Source organism: Aeromonas sp. R6-2 (genome assembly GCF_040908155.1).
GTDB lineage: Bacteria > Pseudomonadota > Gammaproteobacteria > Enterobacterales > Aeromonadaceae > Aeromonas > Aeromonas schubertii.
The window spans coordinates 20,867-46,136 of sequence record NZ_JBFODE010000007.1; the positions used below are offsets into that span (position 1 = coordinate 20,867).

Annotated in this window: 25 protein-coding genes and 1 riboswitch; of the genes, 15 read left to right on the forward strand and 10 right to left on the reverse strand. The window is 63.4% G+C overall.

Annotation, left to right across the window (positions count from 1 at the left end; genetic code table 11):
* The first annotated feature begins 109 nt into the window (after window positions 1-109).
* Window positions 110-1,354, forward strand: a complete 1,245-nt coding sequence (locus tag AB5Y48_RS01620; RefSeq protein WP_050668000.1) for an HD-GYP domain-containing protein — start codon at window positions 110-112, stop codon at window positions 1,352-1,354.
* A gap of 7 nt (window positions 1,355-1,361) precedes the next feature.
* Entirely contained in the window at window positions 1,362-2,501 is a 1,140-nt protein-coding gene (locus AB5Y48_RS01625; protein WP_368163578.1) for a molybdopterin-binding protein, read from the forward strand.
* 49 nt (window positions 2,502-2,550) lie between these two features.
* Here the strand turns inward: AB5Y48_RS01625 and AB5Y48_RS01630 are convergent, their stop codons facing one another.
* Window positions 2,551-3,168: a cytochrome c gene (locus AB5Y48_RS01630; protein ID WP_050667998.1), complete on the reverse strand. Its 618-nt coding sequence runs from the start codon at window positions 3,166-3,168 to the stop codon at window positions 2,551-2,553.
* 140 nt (window positions 3,169-3,308) lie between these two features.
* Here AB5Y48_RS01630 and yihA point away from each other — a divergent pair, with 140 nt between their 5' ends.
* Window positions 3,309-3,953 (forward strand): ribosome biogenesis GTP-binding protein YihA/YsxC, encoded by a 645-nt coding sequence (gene yihA / locus AB5Y48_RS01635; protein WP_050667997.1) that lies wholly within the window; start codon window positions 3,309-3,311, stop codon window positions 3,951-3,953.
* Window positions 3,954-4,001: 48 nt separating this feature from the next.
* Here yihA and AB5Y48_RS01640 read toward each other — a convergent pair whose 3' ends face one another.
* From AB5Y48_RS01640 to AB5Y48_RS01680, 9 genes are all read right to left on the reverse strand, one after another.
* A complete protein-coding gene (locus AB5Y48_RS01640; RefSeq protein WP_050667996.1) occupies window positions 4,002-4,967 on the reverse strand; it encodes an ABC transporter permease in 966 nt (321 codons plus the stop codon).
* A 3-nt stretch (window positions 4,968-4,970) separates the two neighbouring features.
* On the reverse strand, window positions 4,971-6,074 hold the full coding sequence (locus AB5Y48_RS01645) for an ABC transporter permease (protein ID WP_050667995.1): 1,104 nt from the start codon (window positions 6,072-6,074) through the stop codon (window positions 4,971-4,973).
* On the reverse strand, window positions 6,071-7,627 hold the full coding sequence (locus tag AB5Y48_RS01650) for an ABC transporter ATP-binding protein (protein ID WP_050667994.1): 1,557 nt from the start codon (window positions 7,625-7,627) through the stop codon (window positions 6,071-6,073). The genes AB5Y48_RS01645 and AB5Y48_RS01650 overlap by 4 nt, the downstream gene beginning before the upstream one ends.
* A gap of 69 nt (window positions 7,628-7,696) precedes the next feature.
* Entirely contained in the window at window positions 7,697-8,695 is a 999-nt protein-coding gene (locus tag AB5Y48_RS01655; protein ID WP_050667993.1) for a BMP family protein, read from the reverse strand.
* A gap of 299 nt (window positions 8,696-8,994) precedes the next feature.
* Window positions 8,995-9,207 (reverse strand): hypothetical protein, encoded by a 213-nt coding sequence (locus tag AB5Y48_RS01660; RefSeq protein WP_050667992.1) that lies wholly within the window; start codon window positions 9,205-9,207, stop codon window positions 8,995-8,997.
* A 91-nt stretch (window positions 9,208-9,298) separates the two neighbouring features.
* Window positions 9,299-9,904 carry a sugar O-acetyltransferase gene (locus AB5Y48_RS01665; protein WP_050667991.1) on the reverse strand — a complete coding sequence of 202 codons (606 nt, stop codon included), beginning with the start codon at window positions 9,902-9,904 and terminating at the stop codon, window positions 9,299-9,301.
* A gap of 55 nt (window positions 9,905-9,959) precedes the next feature.
* Window positions 9,960-11,213: a DUF4010 domain-containing protein gene (locus tag AB5Y48_RS01670; protein WP_224162804.1), complete on the reverse strand. Its 1,254-nt coding sequence runs from the start codon at window positions 11,211-11,213 to the stop codon at window positions 9,960-9,962.
* A gap of 66 nt (window positions 11,214-11,279) precedes the next feature.
* Window positions 11,280-12,488, reverse strand: a complete 1,209-nt coding sequence (locus AB5Y48_RS01675; RefSeq protein ID WP_368163580.1) for a sensor histidine kinase — start codon at window positions 12,486-12,488, stop codon at window positions 11,280-11,282.
* On the reverse strand, window positions 12,485-13,153 hold the full coding sequence (locus AB5Y48_RS01680) for a response regulator transcription factor (protein WP_368163581.1): 669 nt from the start codon (window positions 13,151-13,153) through the stop codon (window positions 12,485-12,487). The genes AB5Y48_RS01675 and AB5Y48_RS01680 overlap by 4 nt, the downstream gene beginning before the upstream one ends.
* Window positions 13,154-13,233: 80 nt before the next feature.
* Here AB5Y48_RS01680 and AB5Y48_RS01685 point away from each other — a divergent pair, with 80 nt between their 5' ends.
* The 12 genes from AB5Y48_RS01685 to thiH all read left to right on the forward strand — a co-directional run bounded on the left by AB5Y48_RS01685 (window position 13,234) and on the right by thiH (window position 25,092).
* Window positions 13,234-13,647: a DUF5666 domain-containing protein gene (locus AB5Y48_RS01685; protein ID WP_060587733.1), complete on the forward strand. Its 414-nt coding sequence runs from the start codon at window positions 13,234-13,236 to the stop codon at window positions 13,645-13,647.
* A 72-nt stretch (window positions 13,648-13,719) separates the two neighbouring features.
* Window positions 13,720-14,193 (forward strand): hypothetical protein, encoded by a 474-nt coding sequence (locus tag AB5Y48_RS01690; protein WP_224162781.1) that lies wholly within the window; start codon window positions 13,720-13,722, stop codon window positions 14,191-14,193.
* A gap of 234 nt (window positions 14,194-14,427) precedes the next feature.
* Window positions 14,428-15,888, forward strand: coding sequence for an aerolysin family beta-barrel pore-forming toxin (locus AB5Y48_RS01695; RefSeq protein WP_193556653.1), 1,461 nt, complete (start codon window positions 14,428-14,430; stop codon window positions 15,886-15,888).
* A 154-nt stretch (window positions 15,889-16,042) separates the two neighbouring features.
* Window positions 16,043-16,456, forward strand: coding sequence for a DUF350 domain-containing protein (locus tag AB5Y48_RS01700; protein ID WP_368163583.1), 414 nt, complete (start codon window positions 16,043-16,045; stop codon window positions 16,454-16,456).
* A gap of 7 nt (window positions 16,457-16,463) precedes the next feature.
* On the forward strand, window positions 16,464-17,000 hold the full coding sequence (locus AB5Y48_RS01705) for a DUF1190 domain-containing protein (RefSeq protein ID WP_368163585.1): 537 nt from the start codon (window positions 16,464-16,466) through the stop codon (window positions 16,998-17,000).
* Between the two features lie 2 nt (window positions 17,001-17,002).
* A complete protein-coding gene (locus tag AB5Y48_RS01710; protein WP_368163586.1) occupies window positions 17,003-18,160 on the forward strand; it encodes a glutathionylspermidine synthase family protein in 1,158 nt (385 codons plus the stop codon).
* Between the two features lie 70 nt (window positions 18,161-18,230).
* Window positions 18,231-18,344: riboswitch (TPP riboswitch) on the forward strand.
* Between the two features lie 266 nt (window positions 18,345-18,610).
* Complete coding sequence (thiC, locus tag AB5Y48_RS01715; protein ID WP_368163588.1) at window positions 18,611-20,602, forward strand: phosphomethylpyrimidine synthase ThiC; 1,992 nt, start codon at window positions 18,611-18,613, stop codon at window positions 20,600-20,602.
* Window positions 20,599-22,209 (forward strand): thiamine phosphate synthase, encoded by a 1,611-nt coding sequence (gene thiE / locus AB5Y48_RS01720; protein WP_368163589.1) that lies wholly within the window; start codon window positions 20,599-20,601, stop codon window positions 22,207-22,209. The genes thiC and thiE overlap by 4 nt, the downstream gene beginning before the upstream one ends.
* Window positions 22,199-22,975 (forward strand): ThiF family adenylyltransferase, encoded by a 777-nt coding sequence (locus tag AB5Y48_RS01725; protein ID WP_368163590.1) that lies wholly within the window; start codon window positions 22,199-22,201, stop codon window positions 22,973-22,975. The genes thiE and AB5Y48_RS01725 overlap by 11 nt, the downstream gene beginning before the upstream one ends.
* A complete protein-coding gene (thiS, locus tag AB5Y48_RS01730) occupies window positions 22,972-23,178 on the forward strand; it encodes a sulfur carrier protein ThiS (protein WP_042009043.1) in 207 nt (68 codons plus the stop codon). The genes AB5Y48_RS01725 and thiS overlap by 4 nt, the downstream gene beginning before the upstream one ends.
* A gap of 1 nt (window position 23,179) precedes the next feature.
* Window positions 23,180-23,947: a thiazole synthase gene (locus tag AB5Y48_RS01735; protein WP_368163593.1), complete on the forward strand. Its 768-nt coding sequence runs from the start codon at window positions 23,180-23,182 to the stop codon at window positions 23,945-23,947.
* Entirely contained in the window at window positions 23,944-25,092 is a 1,149-nt protein-coding gene (thiH, locus tag AB5Y48_RS01740; RefSeq protein ID WP_368163595.1) for a 2-iminoacetate synthase ThiH, read from the forward strand. The genes AB5Y48_RS01735 and thiH overlap by 4 nt, the downstream gene beginning before the upstream one ends.
* The last annotated feature ends 178 nt before the right edge of the window (window positions 25,093-25,270 follow it).

The following is a 25,270-nucleotide window of genomic DNA, read 5'->3' on the forward strand; positions in this document are numbered from 1 at the left end:
TGTCTGGATGTCTAGAAATCTATAATAAAGGGCCTGCGCTGTCATCAACCCTTTGTGTTCGGGATCGGGTTTGTCTAGCATAACCGCCATAAGGGAGGGGTTTCTGATTATGGCGGGTATCAAGATCTCGGTGGACAGACTGCAGGTGGGCAATTTTGTCTCCCTGCCCTTGGGGTGGCGCGAGCACCCCTTCCTCTTCTCCAGCTTCCTTATCAAGGAGCCGGAGCAGATAGAGCTGATCCGCCGCCTCGGACTCAAGCAAGTGGTGATCCTGCCCGACAAGAGCGAAACGCCTCCCAAGCCGCTGCAGGAGGTACAAAACGTCACCCCCTGCGACACCTCGGCGCTCGAGGCTCAGCAGCGCGCCATGCAGGAGGAGAAGGAGCGACGCATCGCCCAGTTGCAGAAGTACCGCCGCGAGCTGCAGCAGTGCGAGAAGCAGTTTCAACAGTCCCTGGCCCAGGTGCGCGGGGTGATGAACAAGATCCAGAGCCGCCCCCTCAACGCCATCGCCGACGCCCATGAGCTGGTGGGCGCCATGACCAAGCAGCTGATGTCGGTCGACGAGATGGTGTTGCACCTGGTGTCGGGTGGTGAAGACGAGAACAACCTCTACTTCCACTCCCTCAACGTCTGCGTGCTCAGCATGTTGCTGGCCAAGGAGTGCGGCATGGGGGCCAACGAGATCACTCTGGTCGGCCTCGGCGCCCTGTTCCACGACATCGGCAAGCTGAAGATCCCGAGCCATATTCTGCGCAAGACCGAACCCCTGACCCAGCCGGAGCAAAACCTGATGGCCCAGCACCCGCGCTATGGGCTGGATCTGCTCTCCCTGGCCAAGGATTTTCCCGATGCGGCCAAGGGTATCGTGCTGCGTCACCATGAGCGGCTCGATGGTTCCGGTTATCCAGAGGGGCTCAAGGGGGGGCAAATCGATGCCCTCTCCCAGCTGGTTGGGCTGGTCAACGAATACGACGATCTCTGCCACAACAGGGGCAAGGTGCCCTACTCGGCCCTGAGCGGCCTCTACAAACAGAAAGGGGTTCAGTATAACGAGCAGTACCTCACCCGCATGGTGCGTCTGCTCGGCCTCTACCCCCCCGGCAGTGTGGTGCAGCTTTCCGACGGGCGGGTGGGCTTGGTGATGTCCATCAATGCCTCGCGCCTGCTCTACCCCTCGGTGCTCATCTATGATGCGACCGTGCCCCGGCACGAGGCGGCCATCATCGATCTGGAGCACGTCGGCCTCTCCATCGCCAAGGTAATTTCGCCCAGGCGCCTGCCCCCGGCCATCTTCGAATACCTCAACCCACGTACCCGCATCAGCTATTACTTCGAGCACAACTCGAACTGAGGAGTCTATGCACATTGAACTGGTGAGCACCGGCGACGAGATCGTCACCGGCCTGGTGGTCGACACCAACGCGGCCTGGCTGTCGGCCCTCCTGCTGGAGCGGGGGTGGCAGGTGCGGCGCCGTCATACGGTGGGGGATGATCTGGCCGAGATAGGCTGTGTACTGGCCGAGGCTGCGGCCCGCAGCGATCTGGTGATCGTCTGTGGCGGCCTGGGACCCACTTCGGACGATCTTACCGCCGAGGCGGCTGCCATGGCGTTCAACGCTCCCCTCGAGCAGCACGACGACTGGCTCGACATCATCCGAGAGCGCTATGCCAGCCGGGGCCGCAGCATGCCGCAGAGTAACGTCAAGCAGGCCTCTCTCCCCCGTGGCAGCCGCCTCATCCCCAATCCGGTGGGGACCGCCTGTGGCTTCATGCTCCAGTTGGGACGTTGTCGCCTCTACTTCACACCGGGCGTGCCGTTTGAGTTCAAGCAAATGGTCGAGAAGCAGATCCTGCCCGAGCTGGTGGCTGCCCGGGAGACGAGCCTGCGCCGCTTCCATACCTTCGGGGTGGCCGAGTCGGCACTGGGGGATGTGCTCGATGGCCTCGTCTGGCCGCAAGGGGTGACCCTGGGGTATCGCTCCAGCATGCCCATCATAGAGCTCAAGCTGATAGGACGCGGGGTGGATGAGGTGGCGATGGTTCAGGCCGAAGCCCAGCTGCTGGCGGTGATCTCCCCCTGGTTGGTGGGAGAGGGGGATGAGGAGCCCTGGGTACAGATTCTGGCGGCCCTGGCGGGTACACCTCTTCATCTGCTGGAGGGGGCCAGCACAGGGATGCTGCAGCGGCTCTGCCGCGACTATCCGCAGTTGCACGCCCGCTTCGAGGCCGGATTGCCGAGCGATCCGGCCGATTTACCCCGTCTGCCCGGCACGCTGTCGCTGTTGGTGGGGGGGGAGGATGAGCAGGGGGTTGCCCTCTGTCTGCAGGAGGGGGAGCGCCGCTTCGAGCAGGTGATCCGGGTGCCGCATCCGGATCGGGAGAGCCGGGAGCGCATCATCGCCTTCTGTGCCCTCGACATGTTGCGCCGTCATCTGGCCGGCGAGTCGCCCTTCGGCGACTATCAGACGCTGGTTCGTCACTCGATGCGAGTGGCGTAAAAAAGAACGGGAGGCCTTGGGCCTCCCGCTTGCTTTCCCGTGCAGGGGATCAGTGCAGACCTGCCACGTATTGGGAGAGGACCTTGATGTCATCGTCGGTCAGCTTCTTGGCCACATCGCGCATCATGCCGTTGGGGTCATTGTCGCGGGTGCCGGCGCGGAAGGCTTCCAGCTGGGCCTTGATATAGGCCGGATGCTGGCCGGTCAGGTTGGGGTACTTGGCCTGCTCGAGACCCTCGCCACGGGGGCCGTGGCAGGCGATGCAGGCGGCCAGGCCGCGGGACATGTCACCGCCCATGTAGAGGGCGCGACCCTGTACCACCACCTCGTCGGGGACCGGCACCGGGGTGCGCTCCTGGCTGCCGAAGTAGGCGGCCAGATCGTCCATGTCCTGCTCGGAGAGAGGCATGGCCATGGGGCCCATGATGGGAGAGGCGCGACCGGCTTTACCGGTGGCGGCGGCCTTCAGCTCCACCAGCTGTTTCTTGATGTAGGAAGGGTGTTGACCGGCAATCTTGGGGTAGATGTCGGCGGGGCTGTTTCCGTCAGCTCCGTGACAGGCAACACAGGTGGCGGACTTGGTCTGGCCTGCAGCGGCGTCTCCCGCAGCCTGTGCCGCACCGGTCACGCCTGCCAGCAAGGCAAGGGCAATGGCTAGGTTCTTCATGGCGTTCCAACTTCTCGTTATAAGGCTTCCAGATCCCATGCCGCTGAAGGCATGTTAAAATGTGTGTTTAAGCGACGCTATTTTACACCATTTCACAAAAAAGTAACTCCATAACCCGCTCTTTCAATGGGGAATTTACCTTGGATAAACAAGTTTTGAATTTTCGCAAGGTGCACTTCGTGACCAGTGCTCCTGACATCCGCCATCTGCCGAATGATGGTGGTGTCGAGATCGCGTTCGCGGGGCGCTCCAATGCGGGTAAATCCTCGGCGCTCAACACGCTTACCCAGCAGAAGAACCTGGCCCGCACCAGTAAGACGCCGGGACGTACCCAGCTCATCAACCTGTTCGAGCTGGAGCCGGGCAAGCGTCTGGTGGACCTGCCGGGTTATGGCTATGCCCAGGTGCCGCTGGAGATGAAGATCAAGTGGCAGAAGAACCTGGCCGAGTACCTGCAGCGCCGTGAGTCCCTCAAGGGGTTGGTGATCCTGATGGATATACGTCACCCCCTCAAGGAGACAGACCAGAACATGCTGGAGTGGAGTGCCCACCGCAAGCTGCCTGTGCTGCTGTTGCTGACCAAGGCTGACAAGCTCAACCCGGGTCCGCGCAAGACCCAACTGCTCAAGGTGCGCAAGGACGTGGCCGCCCTCGGGGACCATATCCGGGTCGAGGCCTTCTCGTCGCTCAACAACATCGGTGTCGAGACTCTGGCCGAGGTGCTGACCGACTGGTACCTGAGCGATCAGGTCGAGGATATTGCACACGAGGAGAGCGCCGAGTAAGGGCGCATCCCGAAATAAACCAAGGGGGCCATCGGCCCCCTTGTCGTTTTACTCTCGTTCCTTCACATAGGGCGTACCGAGCGCCTTGGGCGCTACCGCCTTGCCGATGAAGCCGGCCAGCAGGAACACGGTCAGCACATAGGGCAGCGACTCGATAAACTGCACCGGGATGGCGAAGCCTCCGATGGAGACCCCTTGCAGCCGGATCGCCACCGCATCGAGGAAGCCGAACAGCAGGCAGGCCGCCATGGCATTCCACGGACGCCACTTGCCAAATACCAGGGCAGCCAGGGCCATAAAGCCCTTGCCCGCGCTCATGTTGGGGATGAACTGGGCGGTCTGGGCGACCGACAGATAGACACCTCCCAGTCCTGCCAGCATGCCACCGATAAACAGAGCGCTGTAGCGCAGGCGCACCACTGAGATGCCGGCGGTATCGACCGCAGCGGGCGCCTCGCCCACCGCCCGCAGGCGCAGGCCGAAGCGGGTGCGAAACAGCACCCACCAGGCGAGTGGCACCACGGCGAAGGCGGCGTACTCGAGCAGGGAGTGACCACTGAGCAGCTCGCTGTAGAGCTGGCCAACGACAGGCACGTCGTAGAGCTCCTTGGCGTAGGGCAGGTCGATCGGTGCGAAGCGGGCATCGCCGGAGAGTGCCGGGGTCTGTCCGCCCTGATCGAACCAGAAGCGACCCAGGGTCACGGTCAGACCGGCCGCCAGGATATTGATGGCCATGCCGCTCACCACCTGATCCCCCTTGTGGGTGATGGTGGCGAAGCCGTGCAGCAGGGCGAGCAGGATAGAGATGCCCACCCCCGCCAGCAGGCCGACCCAGGCCGAGCCGCTGACGGCCGCTGCGGCGGCGCCGGCAAAGGCGGACGCCAGCAGCTTGCCCTCGAGGGCAATGTTAACGACGCCCGAACGCTCGCAGAACATACCGGCCATGGCGGCCAGGATGAGAGGGGGCGCGGTGCGGACGGTGGCATCCAGCATCAGGATCAGAATCTCGAACATGATTTACGCCTCCTTGCGTGTGGCCAGCGCCAGATAGAGCTGCTCGACCCGCGGGCGCAACATGTGCTCCAGCGCGCCGCAGAACAGGATCACCAGACCCTGCAGCACCACCACTATGTTGCGGTCGACCCCGAACTCGAAGCTGAGCTCGGCCCCCCCCTGATAGAGGAAGCCAAACAGCAGGCTCGCCAGGATCACCCCGACCGGGTGGTTGCGTCCCATCAGGGCCACGGCGATACCCGTGAAGCCGAACCCCTCAACGAAGTTGAGCTTGATCTGGTGCAGTTCCCCCTGCAGCACGTTGAGGGCGAAGAAACCCGCCAGCATACCGGAGATGAGCATGGTGATGATCACCACGCGCGGATAGGGGATGCCGGCATAGGCCGACGCGCTCTGACTGGCACCGACCGAGCGGATCTCATAGCCCCAGCGGGTGTGCCAGATGAAGAGCCAGACCAGCACGGCACAGATCAGCGCCCAGAAGAAGCTGATGTTAAGGGGGCTGCGCACCATCTCTATGCCCATCATGGCGGCCAGATCGCTCATCTTGGGCAACCAACTCGCCGCGGCGAAGACCCGGCTCTCGGTCGCCATGGAGCCCGCCGGTTTGAACACCTCCACCAGCAGGTAGGCCATGATGGCCGAGGCGATGAAGTTGAACATGATGGTGGTGATAACGATGTGGCTGCCGCGCCTGGCTTGCAGCCAGGCCGGAATAAAGGCCCAGGCCGCGCCAAACAGACCGCCGGCTATGATGGCGAGCGGCAGCAGCAGGGCAAACGGCAGTACATCGCCAAGCAGCAGACAGACCAGGCCGACGCCGAGACCGCCAATATAGGCCTGCCCCTCACCGCCAATGTTGAACAGGCCGGCGTGGAAGGCCACCGCGACCGCCAGACCGGTGAAGATGAAACCGGTGGCGTAGTAGAGGGTGAAGCCTATCCCCTCTTCGCTGCCGAAGGCGCCGGTCCACATGATCTTGGCCGCGTCGAGGGGGTTAATCTCCAGATAGCTGAAGAGGATGGCCGATACCAGGAAGGCCAGCAAGACGTTGAGGGCCGGCAGCAGGCCAACCGAGATCCACCCCGGAATGCGTGCTTTGCTCATGATTGTGCCTCCTTCGCGATATCGTCGGGGACTATGTTGGCCATCATCAGGCCCAGGGTCTTCTCATCGGCCCGGGCGGCGTCGAGCTCACCCACGATGCGACCGTCGGCGATCACCAGGATGCGGTCGGAGAGGCTCATGATCTCGTCGAGCTCTACCGAGACCAGCAGTACCGCCTTGCCTTGATCGCGCATGGCGATGATCTGCTGGTGGATATACTCGATGGCCCCGATATCGACCCCGCGGGTGGGCTGGCCCACCAGCAGCACTTGCGGGTCCTGCTCCACCTCGCGGGCGATCACCAGCTTCTGCTGGTTACCGCCGGAGAAGTTGGCCGTCTTGAGGGTTGGGCTGGGGGGGCGCACGTCCCACTTCTCCATCTTCTCCTGACACTCTCGCAGGATGGCCGCCTTGTCTTGCAGCAGACCCTTGTTGTAGTCAGGCAGGTGGTGGTAGCCGAGGATGTAGGCCTCCTGGGCCTCGAAACGGTTGATAAGCCCCATCTTGTGGCGATCTTCCGGCACGTGGCCGAGCCCCATGGCGCGCACGGCGCGGGCGCTGGCCGGATGGGCCTGATCGACCCTGTGCTCGGCTATGGTAAAGGCGCCCTTGCTGGGCTTGAGGATGCCACCGAGCAGGCTGAGCAGCTCGGACTGGCCGTTGCCGGAGACCCCGGCGATGCCGACCACTTCCCCGGCGCGAACCTGGAAGTTGACCGACTTGACCCGCTCCACTCCGCTGCCATCCACATAGCTGAGGTTGTCGACCCGCAGCAGCGGCTCACCCGGGTTGGCAGGCTGTTTGTCGACCTTGAGGCGTACCTTGCGTCCCACCATCAGCTCGGCCAGTTGCTCCTTGTCGGTGTCACAGGTGGCCACATGGTGCACCATCTCGCCGCGACGCATGATGGAGACCTGGTCTGTGATGGCCATGATCTCCCGCAGCTTGTGGGTGATGAGGATGACGGTGGTACCCTGGTCGCGCAGTTTTTTCAGTACTTCGAAAAGGTGATCGGCCTCTTGCGGGGTGAGTACGCCGGTGGGCTCGTCGAGGATCAGAATGCGGGCGCCGCGATAGAGCGCCTTGAGGATCTCGACCCGTTGCTGCAGTCCCACCGGCAGGTTCTCAATCTTCTCGTGCAGCGGCACTTCGAGACCGTAGTCCCGCGCCAGCTCACCGAGCAGCTTCTCGGCGGTGGCCTGGCTCTGCCCCAGATGCCACCCCTGCTCGGCGCCGAGGATGACGTTTTCCAATACGGTAAAGTTGTTCACCAGCATGAAGTGCTGGTGGACCATGCCGATACCGGCCTTGATGGCCTCTTGCGAGCCGTGCGGCTTGAAGGGCTGGCCGAAGATACGCATTTCGCCGTTGTCGGCATGGTAGAAGCCGTAGATGATGCTCATCAGGGTCGATTTACCGGCCCCGTTTTCACCCACTATGCCGTGGATCGAGCCACGGCGAACCTGCAGGTCGATATGCTTGTTGGCGTGAACATCGCCGAACCGCTTATCGATACCGCTCAATTCGATGGCATAGCGATCTGTCTGGTCCATGATGCAATCCTTGCGAGTCATGAAAAAGCGTTGAAGAAGGCCGGCCTGATGGCCGGCCTTGAGGTGAGATTAGTACTTGCAGGAGTTGTCGGACATGTAGTCGTGGACCTGGATCTTGCCGGCGATGATGTCAGCCTTGATGGCGTCAGCCTTGGCCTTCATCTCCGGGGTGATCAGCTTCTCGTTGTACTGGTCCAGGGCCCAGTCAACACCGCCTTCGGCCAGACCCAGGGCCTGGATGCCGGGTTTCCAAGTGCCCTTGGCGGCGTCATCCCAGGTCTTGTAGGCGGCCAGACCTACCGACTTGACCATGGAGGTGAGCATGGTGCCCGGTTGCAGGTGGTTCTGGTTGGAGTCGACGCCGATGGCCAGCTTGCCTTCGTCCTTGGCGGCCTGATAGACACCGATCCCGGTTCCGCCGGCGGCGGCATAGACCACATCGGCACCCTTGGCGAACTGGGACTTGGCCAGCTCGGCACCCTTGGCCGGGTCAGCAAATGCGGCCGGGGTGGAGCCGGTCATGTTCTGGAACACTTCCATTTTCGGATTGACGTACTTGGCGCCCTGCTCGTAGCCGCACTGGAACTTGCGGATCAGGGGGATATCCATGCCGCCGACGAAGCCGACCTTGCCGGTCTTGGAGGCCATGGCCGCCAGGGCACCGACCAGGAAGGAGCCTTCATGCTCCTTGAAGACGATGGATTGTACGTTGGGCTTGTCGACCACCATGTCGATGATGGTGAACTGGGTGTTGGGGAACTCGGTGGCAGCCTTCTCGACGGCGGATCCCATGTTGAAACCGACCGCGACGATGGGCCCGTTACCACGGCTGGCCAGACGGCGCAGACCCTGCTCGCGCTGGGCTTCGTTCTGGGGTTCGAACTCTTTGACCTTGATGCCCTTGTCCTTGTTGTAGAGCTCGACGCCGTTACGGAACACGGCTTCGTTGAACGACTTGTCGAACTTGCCGGCAGTGTCATAGATGACGGCCGGTTCAGAGGCGGCCTGGGCGGAGAGTGCAGAGAGGGTGAGGGCGGCTACTGTGGCCAGCTTGAGTACTTTAGTCACGATCTTGTCCTTGATTGTTATGGTGTCCGCTACCTGCCTGGGCAGGTATACCTGCTTGCGCGGTTTACTGTAAGTGAGCTGTCGACCGGGTCAAGGGAATAGTGCCGGAAAAACGTTTTCGCTAACGGTTTGAATTTTAAACCATAGTTCTCATAAGTGACTGTTTTTATATGGGTTGGTCGGTGCTTGAATGTTGGTAACTCGGTTGATTGGAGTGAATTGTCAACACAATCAACAGGTTAGTGTAAATCGTTTGCGCCTTGGCGGTATTGGGGAGGGCGGGGAGCCCTCCCTCAGGGTCACAGGGAGCGGAAGGGACGCTTCTTCTCCTCCTCGATGACGATGGCTTCCAGATTGACCACCCGCTCCTGCAGCTTCTGCAGCTCCTCTCGCAGGGCATCCACATCGGCTCGCTGACGGCCATTGAGGCCCTGCTGCCTGGCGCGGGTGCGCAGATAGTCAAAACCCAGGCTGATCAATACGATCAGCACAATCCCTGTCCACATGGTCATAACGTCTCCTGACGAAGCTAAGGTTACTCCCCTGTTGTGACACAGGTGCGAGGCCGAGTCACCACTCCGTTTGGAGTGGGTGTCGTTGGGGTCAAGCGCCCTGGCCGGCGTCCAGAGCCCGTTCGTCTCTCGGCTCCCCATGGGACAGGGTGCGGATCACCCGGGCCGGGTTGCCCACCGCCACGCTGTCGGCGGGGATGTCCCTAGTGACCACGGCCCCGGCGCCAATCACGGAGCGTGGCCCTATGGTGACGCCGGGACAGAGGATGGCACCACCGCCGATCCAGCAGTCGTCACCTATGTGTACCGGTTTGCCGAATGCCTCCCAGCGGCGCCGATCCCGGTAGTCCATGGAGTGGGTGGCGGTGTAGATCTGCACGTTGGGTGCGAGCAGCACATGACTGCCGATATGCACCTCGCACACATCGAGGATGGTGACGTTGAAGTTGAGGAAGCTCTTCTCGCCGATGTGGATGTTGCGGCCAAACTCGCAGGTGAAGGGGGTGCTGATCCAGCTGCTCTCGGGGCAGTGGCCGAACAGTTCGCGGCACAGTGCCTGGCGTTCGCTCTCCTCGCCGGCCGGTGTGGCGTTGAGTCGGGTGAGCAGGGCCTGACCACGGATCCGGTCGTTAGCCACCTCTTCGCTGCTGCTGTCGAGCAGCCCCCCGGCCAATATCTTGTCCCAGTCGCTTGCCATCACATTCTCCTGCTGCTTGGTGATGGCTGTGCATTATGGCCAAAGCGGGGTCGGGTCACCACCCCAGCAGAGGCATGCAGACGAGGGCAGAGAGCAGATAGGGGAGCAGCACTCGCCAGCCGAGCCCACGACCGCCGATGACCAGCGCCAGTCCCCCCTTGATGAGGGAGTTGATAAAGCCGGCCAGCAGGATGGCACGCATGGCCACCTCCAGGTTCAGCTCCCGGCTGGCCAGATGGGCCAGGGAGAGGGTGATGGCGTCCACGTCGGCGATCCCCGATGCTGCGGCCAGCAAATAGACCCCCGAGCTCCCCACCGTCTGCTGTAACAGGGTGGCGAGAAAGCCGATGACGGCGAGCAAGAGGCCAAACTTGAGGGCCGTGGCCAGATCGAGGGGGTTGCGGGTCTCGGGTTGGACCGGCTCGGGGGCGGCCTCCCGCCGGTACCAGAACCAGAAGGCGCAGCCGTAGATGACCAGAGCCAGGGTAATCAGGGGCCAGGTGAGCTGGCGGGCCAGCGGCGGGTAGACCACCAGAGTGAGGGCCCAGACCCGCAGCCACATGGTGGCGCTGGCGAGCAGGATGCCGTTGGCGAGCAGCCGCTCCAGGCCGCTTTGCTCCCGGTTGAGACGAGCAAATTGCAGGGTGAGGGCGGTCGAGGAGGCAAAGCCCGCCAGTATGCTGGTGAGCACCAGCCCCTTGCGGGTGCCCACCAGGCGTACCGCGAAGTGGCCGCAAAACGAGATGGCGGCGATCATCACCACCATCAGCCAGATCTTGAAGGGATTGAAGGCCTGCAAGGGGCCAATCTCCTCGTTGGGCAGCACCGGCAGCAGCACCAGGGAGATGAGCAGGAAGCGCAGGGTGGCGTGAAACTCGGTCTCGCTCAGGAACAGCATCCCCTGGTGTATCTCCCCCTTGAGCCCCATCAACAGGGCTGCCAGCACGGCGCAGGCGACCGCCTCGGTGGGACCGAGCAGTACCGCCATCAGGCCGAGCAGGTAGGTGAGCACCATGGCGACCGAGCTGGTGAGGCCAAACTCCCCCTGCCAACGCAGGGAGAGCCACACCGAGAGGACGACGCCCCCCAGAATGGCCAGCAGGCCGAGCAGGGCGAGCGTGGTGCCGAGGGTGGGGAGCAGCAGGCCGCAGGCGCCCCCGAGCAGACCGATGAGGCCATAGGTGCGCATCCCGGCGATGCGCTGGTTATCCTCCAGCCGGCGTGTCTGCCAGCCGCGCTCCAGCCCGATGATGAGGCCGATCGCCAGTGACACCAGGGCGCCGTAGAGGGGGGTATCGCTGAACTCCATCTCGCTCTCCCGCACATCCTTCTGCCTCATGATGGCACAGGCGGCAGGGGACAGACGTGTCCCCGATCACGTCCGGCAGTCGAGCCGAGCAGTGAAGACGCCTGCCTCGAGTCGGGTCTCGATTCGCCACTCCAGCTTCTCGGCGATGCGCTCAATGATGGTGAGGCCACAGCCGTAACCGAGCACCTGATCCGGAGCGGCGTCACTGGGATTGCTCACGGTGACTACCCCCAGCTCCAGGCGAATGTCGATATGCCCCTCGGCGTAGCTGAGGGCGTTCTTCAGCAGGTTGCGCAGGGCGATGGTGAGCAGGGAGAGGGGAGCCTGAGCCTGGCTGTCATCCAGAGTCAGGCAGATATCGAGGGGCTCGCGCTCGAGCAGGGGGCGCATTCGCGCCAGCTCCTGCTCCAGCAGGGGGGCGATGGGGAGAGGCTCGCGCTCGGGATCCGATCCCCGGCCGAGCAGCAGGAAGGTCTCGGTGAGCAGGGCCATCTCATCGGCCGCCTCGCGAATGCGGGTCACCGCCCGTCCTGCGGGCGGCGGCAACCCCTCCACCTTGCCGAGCAGGGCTGCCGAGCCCTGGATCACCATGTTGGGGGTGCGCAGCTCGTGACTGGCGAAACGGCTGAACTCCTGCTCCCGGGCGAAGACGGCGGCCACCTCCCGTTTGCCGGTCAGCAGGGCCAGCTCTATCTCCCTGAGCTCTTGCCAGGGGGCGTCCGGGGTGAAGTCGGCCTGGGAGGGGGTGAGGTGGGCGACCCGTTGGCGCAGCCGGTTGAGGGGGCCCGTGATGTGGTGGACCAGCCAGAAGCCGAAGCCGAGGGTCGCCAGCAACAGGCCGAGGCCGATGAGGCGGGTCACCAGATGCAGCTTGTCCTCGTAGGGGTCGAGATAGTCATCGGCATCGTCATTGAAGACCAGATAGAGCAGCCCCTGGCCCGAGGGGTGGCGGGCCACCAGAAAGTGTTTGTCCTCATCCCCCAACTGGTGCTCGTAGAAGCCGGGGGCATCATAGGGCTTGAGCCAGCGGGGCAGCCTGCCCGCCTCGGTCCAGTAGCTGGAAAACTGGCGCGGGCTGGGGGCCGGCGCCGCCTTTCCCAGCCGCAACCAGTCATCTCCATAACGGGTCACCTCGGCTTGCAGCCAGTGGTGCAGGCTCAGCTCCTCCATCTTGTCCTCGGCCACCAGCATCAGCCCGGAGACCAGCAGCAGAAAGAGCAGGCCGGCCCCGCCCAGGGCCAGCATCAGACGGCGGCGCAGACTCGGCAGCTTCATGGGGTGATCAGCCGGTAGCCCTGACCGTGCACCGTCTCCAGCATGGGGTGATCAAACGGCTTGTCGAGGGCAGTGCGCAAGGCATAGATGTGGCTGCGCAGGGCGTCCGAGTCGGGCTCCTCCTCGCCCCAGACGGTGTCGAGCACCTCCTGGCGGGTCACCAGAGCCGGGGCACGGCGTGCCAGCAGGGCCAGGATCCGAAACGGGATCTTGCCAATCTTCAGCTCAACGCCGGCCCGGGTGGCGCGGCCGCTGCCTGGATCCAGGGTGAGATCCCCCACAGTAATCTGCCCCACGTCGCTGCGCGGGCCACGCAGGTAGAGGGCCTGCAGGCGCACCTCCAGCTCCTCCATGGCGAAGGGTTTGACCAGATAGTCATCGCCCCCCGCCTTGAAGCCGGCCAGCTTGTCCTCCAGGCTGTCGCGGGCGGTGAGGAAGATGACCGGGGTGGCGATCCCCTGTTCGCGCAGGCGTGCCACGGCAGTCAGTCCGTCGAGGCGGGGCATCATGACGTCCATGATGATGACGTCGAAGCGCTGCTGTGCCAGCAACTGCAGGGCGGCTTGCCCATGATAGGCGCAATCGACCGTGTGACCGGCCAGCTCCAGGTAGTCGAGAATGGTCTCGGCGACCTGGGGATTGTCTTCCACGACGACTATTTTCATGCTGAGATCTCCCCGCTTCACGTTGCTTTCACACCACAGGCGCTACCCTGTCAGCCGCCAGTGTAACCCCGAGGATCCCCATGCTGAAACGTCTCTCTCTGTCACTCCTGCTTGTCTCCCTCTCGGCGCTGGCGCAGGGGAGCGAGTTCAAGCTGATGGGGCGCACCACCTGGCAACTCGGTGAGTTGATGGTCAATGGCATCCCCTTCGTGATCGACGAGCAGACCCGTTTCAAGGATGGGCTCAATGAGGACGATCTCGGTGGCACCTGGGTCGAGCTGGAAGGCGTTGTGCTGGGAGGGCGCAACCTGGTGCGGGAGATAGAGCCCCTGGAGGAGGATGAGGATCTCGATCTTGAGGGAAGGGTCGAGGGGGGGCGAGTCTGGGGGTATTCAGCCGAGGATGGCTCTCTGGCCCCCTTCGAGGGGCGCTGGGTGGCACTGGAGTGCCACTTCGACGGGATGCGGCTCTCTCGTTGCAGGGTGGATGACTGACAGATTTCGCAGGGGGCACCCGGCGGCGACCAAACCCATGCTTGAACCTCGGTTCGACATGGGTTTTTTGTTATGGGGATCAGAGAGATTGCCTTGCTGGCCGCGTTGCTGTCGGGTGATGTGGCGGCGGCCAGCGAGTTGTGGCTGGTGGAGCTGGAGGGGGAGGATGGTCTCTCTCTGGAGATGATGGGGGCCAGGGTTGAGCGGGGCAGTGCCACCGTGTGGCGAGAGGGAAGGCCCTATGGTGGTCCCCTGAGACCCGGAGACCGTCTGGCGCTCTGGGTGGAGGAGGGGGTGGCCCTGCGTATCGAGGTACAGGCGCGTCTCGTGGCAGGCGCTGCTCCCTGGCGACGGGCACAGGACAGGGTGGCGAGTGTTGGGAGGAGAGAGATAAACCTGATTCATTTGGGGCGTATCGAATGGGATGAGCGGGTGAGCTGGATCAACGGCAGTGCCGTGGATCTGGCGCCGGGCAGAGATCTGGTCTTGACCCGTACCGGCGATGGTCTGCTACAGCAAATAGAGATCATCAACCCCGAGGAATAAGGCTATTTGGCGCACAGTGAATAATAACCACCGCAATAGGGTGGTTATTTTTTTCATCTTTATTGTGAGTGTGGAGTCAATAAAGTTAAAGCTCTAATGGTTTTGTTTTTTTATAAATTTTTAATTTGTCGCAGACTTATTTTGGCGCTTATATAAAGTCTCAGGCGGCGCTCTTCATGAGCCTTGCCTGCCATACAAAGAACAATCCACGCATACTTATAAGAGGGTTAAATAATGAAAAGAATAATAACGGGCAGTTTGACGCTGATCGCATCGTCCCTGCTGCTGGCACAGGTTCAGGCTGCCGAGCCCGTCTATCCCGACCAGGTGAAGTGGTACAAGCTGGGGGTGGGGGTCTGCGGCAGCGGGTATCGTCCCCTGACGCGGGATGAGGCCATGAGCATCAAGAGCAATCTGGTCGGGCGCATGGGGCAGTGGCAAATTACCGGGCTGGCCAACGGCTGGGTGATCATGGGCCCCGGATATAATGGTGAGATCAAGCAGGGAACGGCCGGAGAAACCTGGTGCTATCCTAATTCCCCTGTCTCTGGAGAGATCCCTAACTACTCGGCATGGAATATTCCAGCCGGCGATGAGATCGATGTTCAATGGCGGCTTGTTCATGACAAGGATTATTTCATCAAGCCGGTGAGTTATCTCACTCATTATTTGGGCTATGCCTGGGTCGGGGGAAATCATAGCCCCTATGTGGGTGAGGATATGGATGTCACCCGCCTCAGCGATGGCTGGTTGATCAAGGGCAATAACGACGGCAGTTGTTCTGGCTATCGCTGCGGGGAGAAGAGCTCCATCAAGGTGAGCAACTTCTCCTATACCCTGGATCCCGACACCTTTAGTCATGGGCAGGTGACCGAGAGCGGCAAGCAGCTGATCAAGACCATCACCGCCAACGCGACCAACTACACGGATCTGCCCCAGCAGGTGGTGGTGACCCTGAAGTATGACAAGGCCACCAACTGGTCCAAGACGGATACCTACAGCCTCAGCGAGAAGGTCGGCATCAAGAAGACGTTCCAGATCCCGCAGGTTTCCAGCACTGAATACTCGGTCGAGATTTCTTCAACCCAGAGCTGGGCCGAGCAGAAGGGAGGAGCGACCACCGAGACAGTGTCGGTCGAGGCTCGTCCCACTGTGCCACCCCACTCCAGCGTGCCGGTGCGCGTCGCTCTCTACAAGTCCAATATCTCCTATCCCTATGAGTTCAAGGCCGAGGTCAACTATGACCTGACCATGAAGGGATTCCTGCGTTGGAGCGGCAATGCCTGGTACACCCACCCGGATAATCGTCCGACCAAGGAGCACCTCTTCGCCATCGGCCCGTTCCGGGACAAGGCGAGCAGCATCCGCTACCAGTGGGACAAGCGTTACATTCCGGGTGAGGTGAAGTGGTGGGACTGGAACTGGACCATCAACGAGTATGGCCTGTCGACCATGCAAAACAACCTGGGCCGAGTGTTGCGCCCGGTTCGCTCCGGCGTTACCGGCGACTTCTACGCCGAGAGCCAGTTTGCCGGCGATATCGAGATCGGCCAACCTCAGACCCGCTCCCAGAGTGCCGAGCTGCGCAGCGCCTCTGCCGAGGGCGTCGCTCTCACCGGTGTGAATATGGACAGGGAGACCCTGGCCAGCGAAGGGTTCGGTGACGTCAGCCTGACCATAGCCCCGGTGCAATAAGCCCCCCGCAGGCCCCTTCATGGGGCCTGCTTCTGTTTGTGATGACGTTTTCGGCGAGCCACTCCCCCATCTTGGGGGTGGTGCCTCCCCTGCCGTTGTTGTGTTTGCCGCTTTTCTCCATGATGTCGCCTCGCTTCATCACAGGACCCTTCACATGCCTCCTTCACTGCTCGGATCCCTGAGTGGACTGTTACCCTTTCTTGTCTATTTCCTGCTGGCAATGGTGTTGCTCGGTTGTTTCGTGCGTCTCTACACCTGGCTCACTCCCCACCATGAATTTGTCCTGATCCGGGCCGGTAATATGGCGGCGGCATTGGCGTTCTCGGGGGCGCTGTTGGGGTTTGCTCTGCCCCTTTCCAGCGCCATCAGTCACTCTCTCTCCCTGCTCGATTGTGCCATCTGGGGGGCGATCGCCCTGATGGTTCAGGTGGCGGCATTTATGGTGATGAGGCTGTGGCTTAAGGACCTTTGCGAGAGGATTGCTCGTGGAGAGATGGCCAGTGCCATCCTGCTGGCGGCTATCTCCCTGGCCGTCGGGTTGCTCAACGCCGCCTGCATGACCTATTGAGGGGCCCATGAAGAGCAACAACAAACGCAGTAGCCGGGTGGCGCTGGTGATGATGGTACCGACCGCCTCACTCTGGCTGCAGGGGTGCAACGAGCGTCCCGAACTGGCTTATGTCTACTACTCGGCCCAGGCCTGTGCCGCTTCCCCCGAGAATGATCCTGCTCAGTGCCGCTTGGCCTTCGATGAGGCCCGTGCCAGGCATATGATGCGAGCCCCCCACTATCCCGATCGTGCCGAGTGCGAGGCCGACTTCGGGGTGGGGGGCTGCGAGGGCGAGGTTCCCCGCATGCGGGCATTTCTGGCGAGCGGCGTGGCCCGTGGCTCCACGCCCAATCCGAATATCCCGACCCAGCCCCTCTATCAGCGCATCAATGAGCCTTACTCATTGCGCACCGCCCAAGGGGTCGGCTTGCCTGCCGGTGGTGGCCTGGTGCAGGTGTGTCAGAGTGCAATGACCCTGGCGCCGGCGCTCGCCGTGCGTCGGGGTGGCTTTGGCGGTGAGGCGGCACGACGGGCGGCCTATTGTCAGAGCAGTGGAGGTTAGGCGTGGAACGCATCCTTATTACCGAACGCCCCGACTGGCGAGAACAGGCCCGCGAGCTTGGCTTCGAGTTTCACACCTTCGACGGAGAGCCCTATTGGGATGAGCGCGCTTACTATCGCTTCACCCTGCGCCAGATAGAGGATGATCTGGAGGCGCCGACCGAAGAGTTGCACCAGATGGCCCTCTCTCTGGTGCCCGAGATAGTGGCCAGCGAGGCGCTGCTGACCCGGTTGGACATCCCGCAGTATTGCTGGCCCGCCCTGGAGGACTCCTGGCGGCGCCGGGATCCTCATCTCTATGGCCGGCTGGATCTCGCCTATGACGGGCGTGGGCCCGCCAAGCTGCTGGAGCTCAACTACGATACCCCCACCTCCCTCTACGAGTCCGGTTTCTTCCAGTGGATCTGGCTAGAGGATCAGGTGCGCCGCGGTGTCTTGCCGGCCGGGGCGGATCAGTTCAACTCCCTGCAGGAGAAGCTGCAGAGCGCCTTCACCACCCATGGGCACGGCACGCCCCTGCATTTCACCTGTGTCGGCGATAACCTGGAGGACAGAGGCAATCTCGATTATCTCATCGACATCGCTCTGCAGGCCGGGTGCGATGCCCGTTTTATCGACCTGGTCGATATCGGTGAGTTGGCCGGTCAGTTGGTCGATCTGGAGAGCAAGCCGATCCGCGAGATCTTCAAGCTCTATCCCTGGGAGTTTATGGTGCGTGAGCCCTTCGGCCATACCCTGCTCACCAGCCAGACCCGTTTCATCGAGCCGGCCTGGAAGATGATCCTCTCCAACAAGGGGATCTTGCCCCTGCTGTGGCAGGCCTTTCCGGGCCATCCCAACCTGTTGCCCGCCTGCTTCGATGACTCCCCACGAGACTCGTTACCGCCTGGTTGGGTGCGAAAACCACTCTACTCACGGGAAGGGGCCAATATCGAGCTGGTGGATCATCGGGGTGAGCATCTGCAGGAACCGGGCCCCTATGACGACTCGGGTTATGTGCGCCAGGCATTTCATCCCTTGCCTTGTTTTGCCGGCAGTTACACCCTGATCGGCAGCTGGGTAGTGGGTGATGAGGCGGCCGGCATCGGCATCCGGGAAGATGCCACCCTGATCACCAAAGACAGCTCCCGATTCCTGCCCCATATCATCCTCGATCAGTAGATCCCCCTCACAGGGAAACTGGTCGGTCATGTTAATGGGTTGTACTTTGCAAAACCCCACTTATACTGGCGCCATCTTGTCGGAGTGCTGACCGTCGAACGACGCTAAGCTGAGACCGTTAATTCGGGATCCGTGGAACCTGATCAGGTTAAGACCTGCGAAGGGAAACAAGGGTAACTTGCGGGTTACCGCGCCAGGGAAGGAGCACCTTCCTGTCAGCCAGAGGCAGACCGCCTCTGGCCACTACAGGCGCACAGGGGGAGGCTGCCCCTACCGGTCGTCCATCAGGCGCCGGCTCTCCTGTCAGGGAGAGAGGGTCAGCAGGGTTGGACTGGGAAGAGAGACCCCATCGCCCACTCCCCCGAACACACCCCACCGCAAGTTCATCTTCTCCTCGAACTCCAGACAAGCAAACACCCATAACTTCAACCAGTTAATGTGAGTTTTGCTATGTCTACCCATGTATCTGATACCACCAAATCCAGCCGCCGCGAGCAGCGCTCCAGCGCCCAGACCTTTATCGATAACTTGAAGGGGATGGCTCACCCCAACTCCCGCCGCATCTTTATCGAAGGCTCCCGCCCCGACATCCGTGTGCCCCTGCGGGAGATCCAGCTGGCCGACACCTTCGTCGGCGGCACCAAGGAAGCCCCTCAGTTCGAGCCCAACGAACCGGTGCCGGTTTACGACACCTCGGGCCCTTATGGGGAAGAGGCCGCCCCCATCGACGTGCGCTGCGGCCTGCCGCGCCTGCGCGAACAGTGGGTGCTGGAGCGCGCTGACACCGACGAGCTGCCGGGGCTGAGCTCCACCTTCACTCAGGAGCGCCTGGCCGACGAGGGGCTGGATCACCTGCGCTTCGAGCATTTGCCGAGCGCCCGCCGCGCCAAGCCGGGCCGCCGGGTCACCCAGCTGCACTACGCCCGCGCCGGCATCGTCACCCCGGAGATGGAATTTATCGCCCTGCGCGAGAATATGGGCCGCGAGCGGGTTCGCTCAGAACTCTTGCGCACCCAGCATCCGGGTCAGGGCTTTGGCGCCAGACTGCCCCAGAACATCACGCCCGAGTTCGTGCGGGGTGAAGTGGCCGCCGGGCGCGCCATCATCCCCAGCAACATCAACCACCCGGAAGCGGAGCCCATGATCATCGGCCGCAACTTCCTGGTGAAGATCAACGCCAACATCGGCAACTCGGCGGTCACCTCCAGCATCGAAGAGGAGGTGGAGAAGCTGGTGTGGTCCACCCGCTGGGGCGCCGACACCGTGATGGATCTCTCCACCGGCCGCTATATCCACGAGACCCGCGAGTGGATCCTGCGCAACAGCCCTGTGCCCATCGGTACCGTGCCCATCTACCAGGCGCTGGAGAAGACGGGCGGCATCGCCGAGGATCTCACCTGGGAGCTATTCCGTGACACCCTGCTGGAGCAGGCCGAGCAGGGGGTGGACTACTTCACCATCCACGCCGGCGTCTTGCTGCGCTTCGTGCCCATGACCGCCAAGCGCCTCACCGGCATCGTTTCGCGCGGTGGCAGCATCATGGCCAAGTGGTGCCTCTCCCACCACAAGGAGAACTTCCTCTACGAACACTTTCGCGAAATCTGCGAGATCTGCGCTGCCTATGACGTGGCGTTGTCGCTGGGTGACGGCCTGCGTCCGGGCTCCGTCTATGACGCCAACGACGAGGCCCAGTTCGCCGAGCTGCGCACCCTGGGCGAGCTCACCAAGATTGCCTGGGAATACGACGTGCAGGTGATGATCGAAGGCCCCGGCCACGTGCCCATGCACATGATCGAGCGCAACATGACCGAGCAGCTGGAGCACTGCCACGAGGCGCCCTTCTACACCCTGGGCCCGCTCACCACCGACATCGCCCCGGGGTACGATCACTTCACCTCCGGCATCGGTGCGGCGCTCATCGGCTGGTACGGCTGCGCCATGCTCTGCTACGTGACCCCCAAGGAGCACCTGGGCCTGCCCAACAAGGAGGACGTGAAGCAGGGCCTCATCACCTACAAGATCGCCGCCCACGCTGCGGATCTGGCCAAGGGCCACCCGGGCGCCCAGATCCGTGACAACGCCATGTCCAAGGCGCGCTTCGAGTTCCGCTGGGAGGATCAGTTCAATCTGGCGCTGGATCCCGACACCGCCCGCGCCTACCACGACGAGACCCTGCCCCAGGAGTCCGGCAAGGTGGCCCACTTTTGCTCCATGTGCGGGCCCAAGTTCTGCTCCATGAAGATCACCCAGGATGTGCGCGACTACGCGGCGAAACTGGAGGCCGTTGAGATCAAGCTGGTGGGCATGGACGGCCAGCAGGAGCGGGTCGTGGCCGAGGTGGAGAGCGGCATGGCGCGGATGGCGGAAACCTTCAAGGAGACCGGCGGCGAGATCTACCACCAGGCGGCGACCCTGAAGCAGGCCGCAGGGGAGGAGGCGTGAGCAGCGAGCGCGGGGCTGTCAGCCCCGCCGACCTGTCCGCCATGACGGCGGCCCCGCGTCCCGTGGTCTGGACCATAGCAGGTTCAGACTCCGGCGGCGGCGCCGGCATTCAGGCCGACCTGCACACCCTGCACGACCTTGGCGTGCACGGCTGCTCGGTTATCTCCGCCATTACCGCCCAGAACTCGGTGGCGGTGAAGATGGTCGACCCCGTGCTGATGCAAACCTTCACCGCCCAGATCGACGCCCTGGGGCTGGATCTGCCACCCGCCGCCATCAAAATCGGCCTGCTGCCGACCCGGCTGCACGTGGAGGTGCTGGCCCGCAGGTTGTCGACTGTCGAGGCTTCCTTCGTGGTCTACGATCCGGTGGCCATCGCCAGCACCGGCACCCCCATGGCGGAGCCCGGCATGCTGGCGGCGGTGCGCGAGCACCTGCTGCCGCGCCTCTCCTTGATTACCCCCAACGGCCCCGAGCTGGAGGCCCTGACCGGCCTGCCCGCCACCAGTCCCGAGCTGGTGCGCCTCGCCGTACGGCGGCTCCGTGAACTCGGTGCCCGCGCCGTGCTGGTGAAGGGGGGTCACCTTGAATGGGGCGGGGATCTCTGCCTCGACTACTACCAGGACGAGACCCGCGAATTCTGGCTCGCCGCCCAGCGCCTCGATACCCGCCACGGCCACGGCACCGGCTGCTGCTACGCCAGCGCCATCGCCGCCGTAGTGGCACAGGACTACCCGGTGGAAGACGCCATCACCCTGGCGCGCGCCTACCTGCAACAAGGGCTGGCGGCGGCGCAGGGAGTGGGAGCGGGTCCCGGCCCCATCGCCCACCTGGGTTGGCCAGACAATCTTGCCCACTTCCCCCGCGCCGTGCTGGCGGGGTCAGCCCTGGATCGCCGCTTCGGCCTGTATGAGACAAGCAGTGCCCGCCTGCCGCAGGGCCCCTTCGCGCCGACCGAACAGAGCCTCGGCCTCTATCCGGTGGTGGATTCGGTCAAGTGGCTCAAACGCCTGCTGGGGCAGGGGGTCAAGACGATCCAGCTGCGGATCAAGAATCTGCCCGCCGCCCAGGTGGCACCGGCCATTCGTGATGCGGTCGCGCTCGGTCGCCGTCATGGGGCACGGCTCTTTATCAACGACTACTGGCAGCAGGCCATCGAGGCGGGCGCCTGGGGCGTACACCTGGGGCAGGAAGACATGGAGACCGCCGATCTCGCCGCCATTCAGGCGGCGGGGCTGCGCCTTGGCATCTCCACCCACGGCTACTTCGAGCTGATGCGCGCCCGCGAGCTGGCCCCCTCCTATATCGCACTCGGCCATATCTTCCCGACCAACACCAAGGCCATGCCTTCGCGCCCCCAGGGGCTGGAGCGGCTGCACCGCTACCGCGCCCTGATGTGCGACTGGCCGACGGTCGCCATCGGCGGCATCAGCGAGGAGCGGGTCGCGGCGGTCAAGGGGAGCGGCGTCGGCAGCATCGCCCTGGTTTCGGCCATTACCGGAAGCCGAGACTGGCAGGGGGCGACCGAGCGGCTGCTGGCTGCCGTGGGGGCGGGGGATGAGCCACGCTCGGCCTGTGTGATGCGGGAGGTGGAACATGCGCTCTGATGCCGCATCTCTCAGTGACAAAGAGTATCTCAGATATGGCCGCCAGCTGATGCTGGGGGAAGTGGGGGAGGCCGGTCAGGTGCGGCTAAAAGGCAAATCCGTGCTGATCGTGGGCCTGGGCGGGCTCGGCTCGCCGCTTGCCCTCTATCTGGCCGGGGCCGGGGTGGGCACCTTGTGGCTGGCCGATGGCGACACGGTGGATTCCAGCAACCTGCCGCGCCAGATCCTGTTCGATAGCGAGGCAGTCAACCACTCCAAGGCGGAGCTGGCCCGCGAGCGCTTGGCCGCCCACAACCCGCAGGTGGAGCTGATCGCCATCAACCAGCGGCTCGATGCCGCCAACCTGCCGGAGTTTGTGGCCGAGGTGGGTCTGGTGGTGGACTGCTGCGACAACCTGGCCACCCGCCAGGCCATCAACGCCGCCTGCGTGGCCCAGGGCAAGCCCTGGATCTCTGCGGCGGCTGTGGGCTGGCAGGGGCAGCTGATGGCGCGTACAAGCTTTGATCACGCCTGCTACGCCTGCCTCTATCCGCAGGATACGAAAGTCAGTCAGAGCTGCGAAACCAGCGGCGTCACCGGCCCATTGGTCGGGGTGATGGGCTCTTTGCAGGCGCTGGAGGCGCTGAAACTGCTGCTCGGGATGCCGAGCCCGGTCGCCGGCACATTGCGTCGTTTCGATGCGCTGACCCATCAGTGGCAGACCCTCACCTTGGCCCCCGATCCCGATTGCCCGGTTTGCGGGCAGCACAAGGAAATCACCCCATGACCTTGACCATTCGACTCAACGATAAAGCCCAGCCGCTGGCGGCAGGGCAGAGCGTGGCCGACCTGCTGGCCGCCCAGGACGTCCATCCCCAGGGGGTGGCGGTGGCCCTTAACGGCGCCGTGCTGCCACGAGGCCGCTGGGCCGAGACCCGTCTCAATGACGGGGATGAACTTCACCTCTTCACTGCCATTGCAGGGGGCTGACATGCTCAAGATTGCTGATCACACCTTCTCCTCGCGCCTCTTTACCGGCACCGGCAAGTTTGCCCGCCCGGATCTGATGGCCGCGGCCACCCTGGCGAGCGGCTCCCAGCTGGTCACCATGGCCATCAAGCGGCTCGAACCCGGCAAGGCTCACGACGATATCCTGAGCCCCTTGCTGCAACTCGGGGTCAAGCTCTTGCCCAACACCTCGGGCGCCAAGACTGCGGCCGAGGCGGTGTTTGCCGCCCACCTGGCCCGCGAGGCGCTGGGAACCAACTGGCTCAAGCTGGAGATCCACCCCGATCCGCGCTATCTGCTGCCCGATCCCATCGAGACGCTGAAAGCCGCCGAGCAGCTGGTCAAAGAGGGCTTCGTGGTGTTGCCCTACTGTGGCGCCGACCCCGTGCTCTGCAAACGGCTCGAAGAGGTGGGCTGCGCCGCCGTGATGCCGCTCGGCGCGCCCATCGGTTCCAATCAGGGGCTGGTGACCCGGGAGTTTCTCTCCATCATCGTCGAGCAGGCCAATGTGCCTGTGGTGGTGGACGCGGGCATAGGCGCGCCAAGCCACGCGGCCGCCGCCTTTGAGCTTGGCGCCGACGCCGTGCTGGTCAACACCGCCATCGCGGTGAGCGGCGACCCGGTTGCCATGGGCCGCGCCTTCGCTTTGGCCTGTGAGGCAGGCCGTAGCGCCTATAAGGCGGGTTTGGGGGCGCGCGGCGTGCAGGCCCAGGCCTCCAGCCCGCTCACCGATTTTCTGGGGGCTCTATGAGCGTGCACTTCGACCCCATCGAGGGCGTGAGTTTTCTCGATAGATGGCAGGCGCTGGAGTGGGACGACGTGGGGATGCAGGTGCGCGCCAAGACCGCCGCGGACGTGGAGCGGGCGCTGACCACCTCCCGCCGCACCCTGGCGGACTTTATGGCGCTGATCTCGCCGGCCGCCGAGGCCTATCTGCCCCGGATGGCGGCCGAGGCCGAGCGCCTCACCCGCCAGCGCTTTGGCAACACCATCGGCTTCTATGTGCCCCTCTATCTGTCGAACCTGTGCGCCAACGACTGCACCTACTGCGGCTTCTCCATGAGCAACCGCCTGAAGCGCAAGACCCTGAGCTTGGAGGAGATAGAGCGAGAGTGCCTCGCCATCAAGGCGCGGGGCTTCGACAGCGTGTTGCTGGTGACCGGCGAGCACGAGACCAAGGTGGGGCTCGGCTATTTCCGCGAAGTGATGCCCATCATCCGCCGCCACTTCAGCACGGTAGGGATGGAGGTGCAGCCCCTCTCCCAAGACGAATACGCCGAGCTGAAGACCTTAGGATTGGATTCCGTCATGGTCTATCAGGAGACCTACCACGCCCCCACCTACGCTCGCCACCATCTGCGCGGCAACAAGCGGGACATCGCATGGCGCCTCGCCACGCCGGATCGGCTCGGCCGCGCCGGTATCGACAAAATCGGCTTGGGGGCGCTGATCGGTCTCTCCTCGGACTGGCGCGCCGACAGCTACTTTGTCGCCGAGCATCTGAGCTGGCTTGAGCGCCACCACTGGCAGAGCCGCTATTCGCTCTCCTTCCCGCGCCTGCGCCCCTGCACCGGCGCTCTGGTGCCCGAGGTTGTGATGTCGGATCGCCAGCTGGCCCAGCTGATCTGCGCCTGGCGCCTCTTCTCGCCGACCCTGGACTTGTCGCTCTCCACCCGCGAATCCGCCACCTTTCGCAACGGTGCGGTGCGCCTTGGCATCACCCAGATGTCGGCCGAGTCGCGCACCCAGCCGGGGGGCTATGCGGACGGCGGCGAGGAAGAGCTGGAGCAGTTCGCCATCCACGACGACAGGCCGGTAGGGGAAGTGGCCGCCGCCGTGCGGCAGGCGGGGTTGCAGCCAGTGTTTAAAGACTGGGAACCCTTCTTGGGTCGATAGGGGCGGCCACGCCCCCTTTGCCGGTGGCATCTCGGCGTCCAGCCAGACTCCGTGCCTGTGGCGAGCAGGCACGGCTGCGCCGTGCAATCGTAGGGTCGATTAGCCGGTAGGCGTAATCGTCCGCTTTGCATTTTTTGGGGATGGTAGACGGCTCGGCTACACCGAGCAGGACGCGAGG

Coding starts and splice junctions, on each gene's coding strand:
- AB5Y48_RS01670 (WP_224162804.1), bottom strand. CDS start 11,213: ATGGAGTTCAGCGATACCCCCCTCTACGGCGCCCTGGTGTCACTGGCG.
- AB5Y48_RS01685 (WP_060587733.1), top strand. CDS start 13,234: ATGCTGAAACGTCTCTCTCTGTCACTCCTGCTTGTCTCCCTCTCGGCG.
- AB5Y48_RS01625 (WP_368163578.1), top strand. CDS start 1,362: ATGCACATTGAACTGGTGAGCACCGGCGACGAGATCGTCACCGGCCTG.
- thiS (WP_042009043.1), top strand. CDS start 22,972: ATGACCTTGACCATTCGACTCAACGATAAAGCCCAGCCGCTGGCGGCA.
- AB5Y48_RS01640 (WP_050667996.1), bottom strand. CDS start 4,967: ATGTTCGAGATTCTGATCCTGATGCTGGATGCCACCGTCCGCACCGCG.
- AB5Y48_RS01675 (WP_368163580.1), bottom strand. CDS start 12,488: ATGAAGCTGCCGAGTCTGCGCCGCCGTCTGATGCTGGCCCTGGGCGGG.
- AB5Y48_RS01660 (WP_050667992.1), bottom strand. CDS start 9,207: ATGACCATGTGGACAGGGATTGTGCTGATCGTATTGATCAGCCTGGGT.
- AB5Y48_RS01690 (WP_224162781.1), top strand. CDS start 13,720: ATGGGGATCAGAGAGATTGCCTTGCTGGCCGCGTTGCTGTCGGGTGAT.
- AB5Y48_RS01735 (WP_368163593.1), top strand. CDS start 23,180: ATGCTCAAGATTGCTGATCACACCTTCTCCTCGCGCCTCTTTACCGGC.
- AB5Y48_RS01650 (WP_050667994.1), bottom strand. CDS start 7,627: ATGGACCAGACAGATCGCTATGCCATCGAATTGAGCGGTATCGATAAG.
- AB5Y48_RS01665 (WP_050667991.1), bottom strand. CDS start 9,904: ATGGCAAGCGACTGGGACAAGATATTGGCCGGGGGGCTGCTCGACAGC.
- AB5Y48_RS01700 (WP_368163583.1), top strand. CDS start 16,043: ATGCCTCCTTCACTGCTCGGATCCCTGAGTGGACTGTTACCCTTTCTT.
- AB5Y48_RS01630 (WP_050667998.1), bottom strand. CDS start 3,168: ATGAAGAACCTAGCCATTGCCCTTGCCTTGCTGGCAGGCGTGACCGGT.
- AB5Y48_RS01620 (WP_050668000.1), top strand. CDS start 110: ATGGCGGGTATCAAGATCTCGGTGGACAGACTGCAGGTGGGCAATTTT.
- thiH (WP_368163595.1), top strand. CDS start 23,944: ATGAGCGTGCACTTCGACCCCATCGAGGGCGTGAGTTTTCTCGATAGA.
- AB5Y48_RS01725 (WP_368163590.1), top strand. CDS start 22,199: ATGCGCTCTGATGCCGCATCTCTCAGTGACAAAGAGTATCTCAGATAT.
- AB5Y48_RS01645 (WP_050667995.1), bottom strand. CDS start 6,074: ATGAGCAAAGCACGCATTCCGGGGTGGATCTCGGTTGGCCTGCTGCCG.
- thiC (WP_368163588.1), top strand. CDS start 18,611: ATGTCTACCCATGTATCTGATACCACCAAATCCAGCCGCCGCGAGCAG.
- AB5Y48_RS01705 (WP_368163585.1), top strand. CDS start 16,464: ATGAAGAGCAACAACAAACGCAGTAGCCGGGTGGCGCTGGTGATGATG.
- AB5Y48_RS01695 (WP_193556653.1), top strand. CDS start 14,428: ATGAAAAGAATAATAACGGGCAGTTTGACGCTGATCGCATCGTCCCTG.
- AB5Y48_RS01680 (WP_368163581.1), bottom strand. CDS start 13,153: ATGAAAATAGTCGTCGTGGAAGACAATCCCCAGGTCGCCGAGACCATT.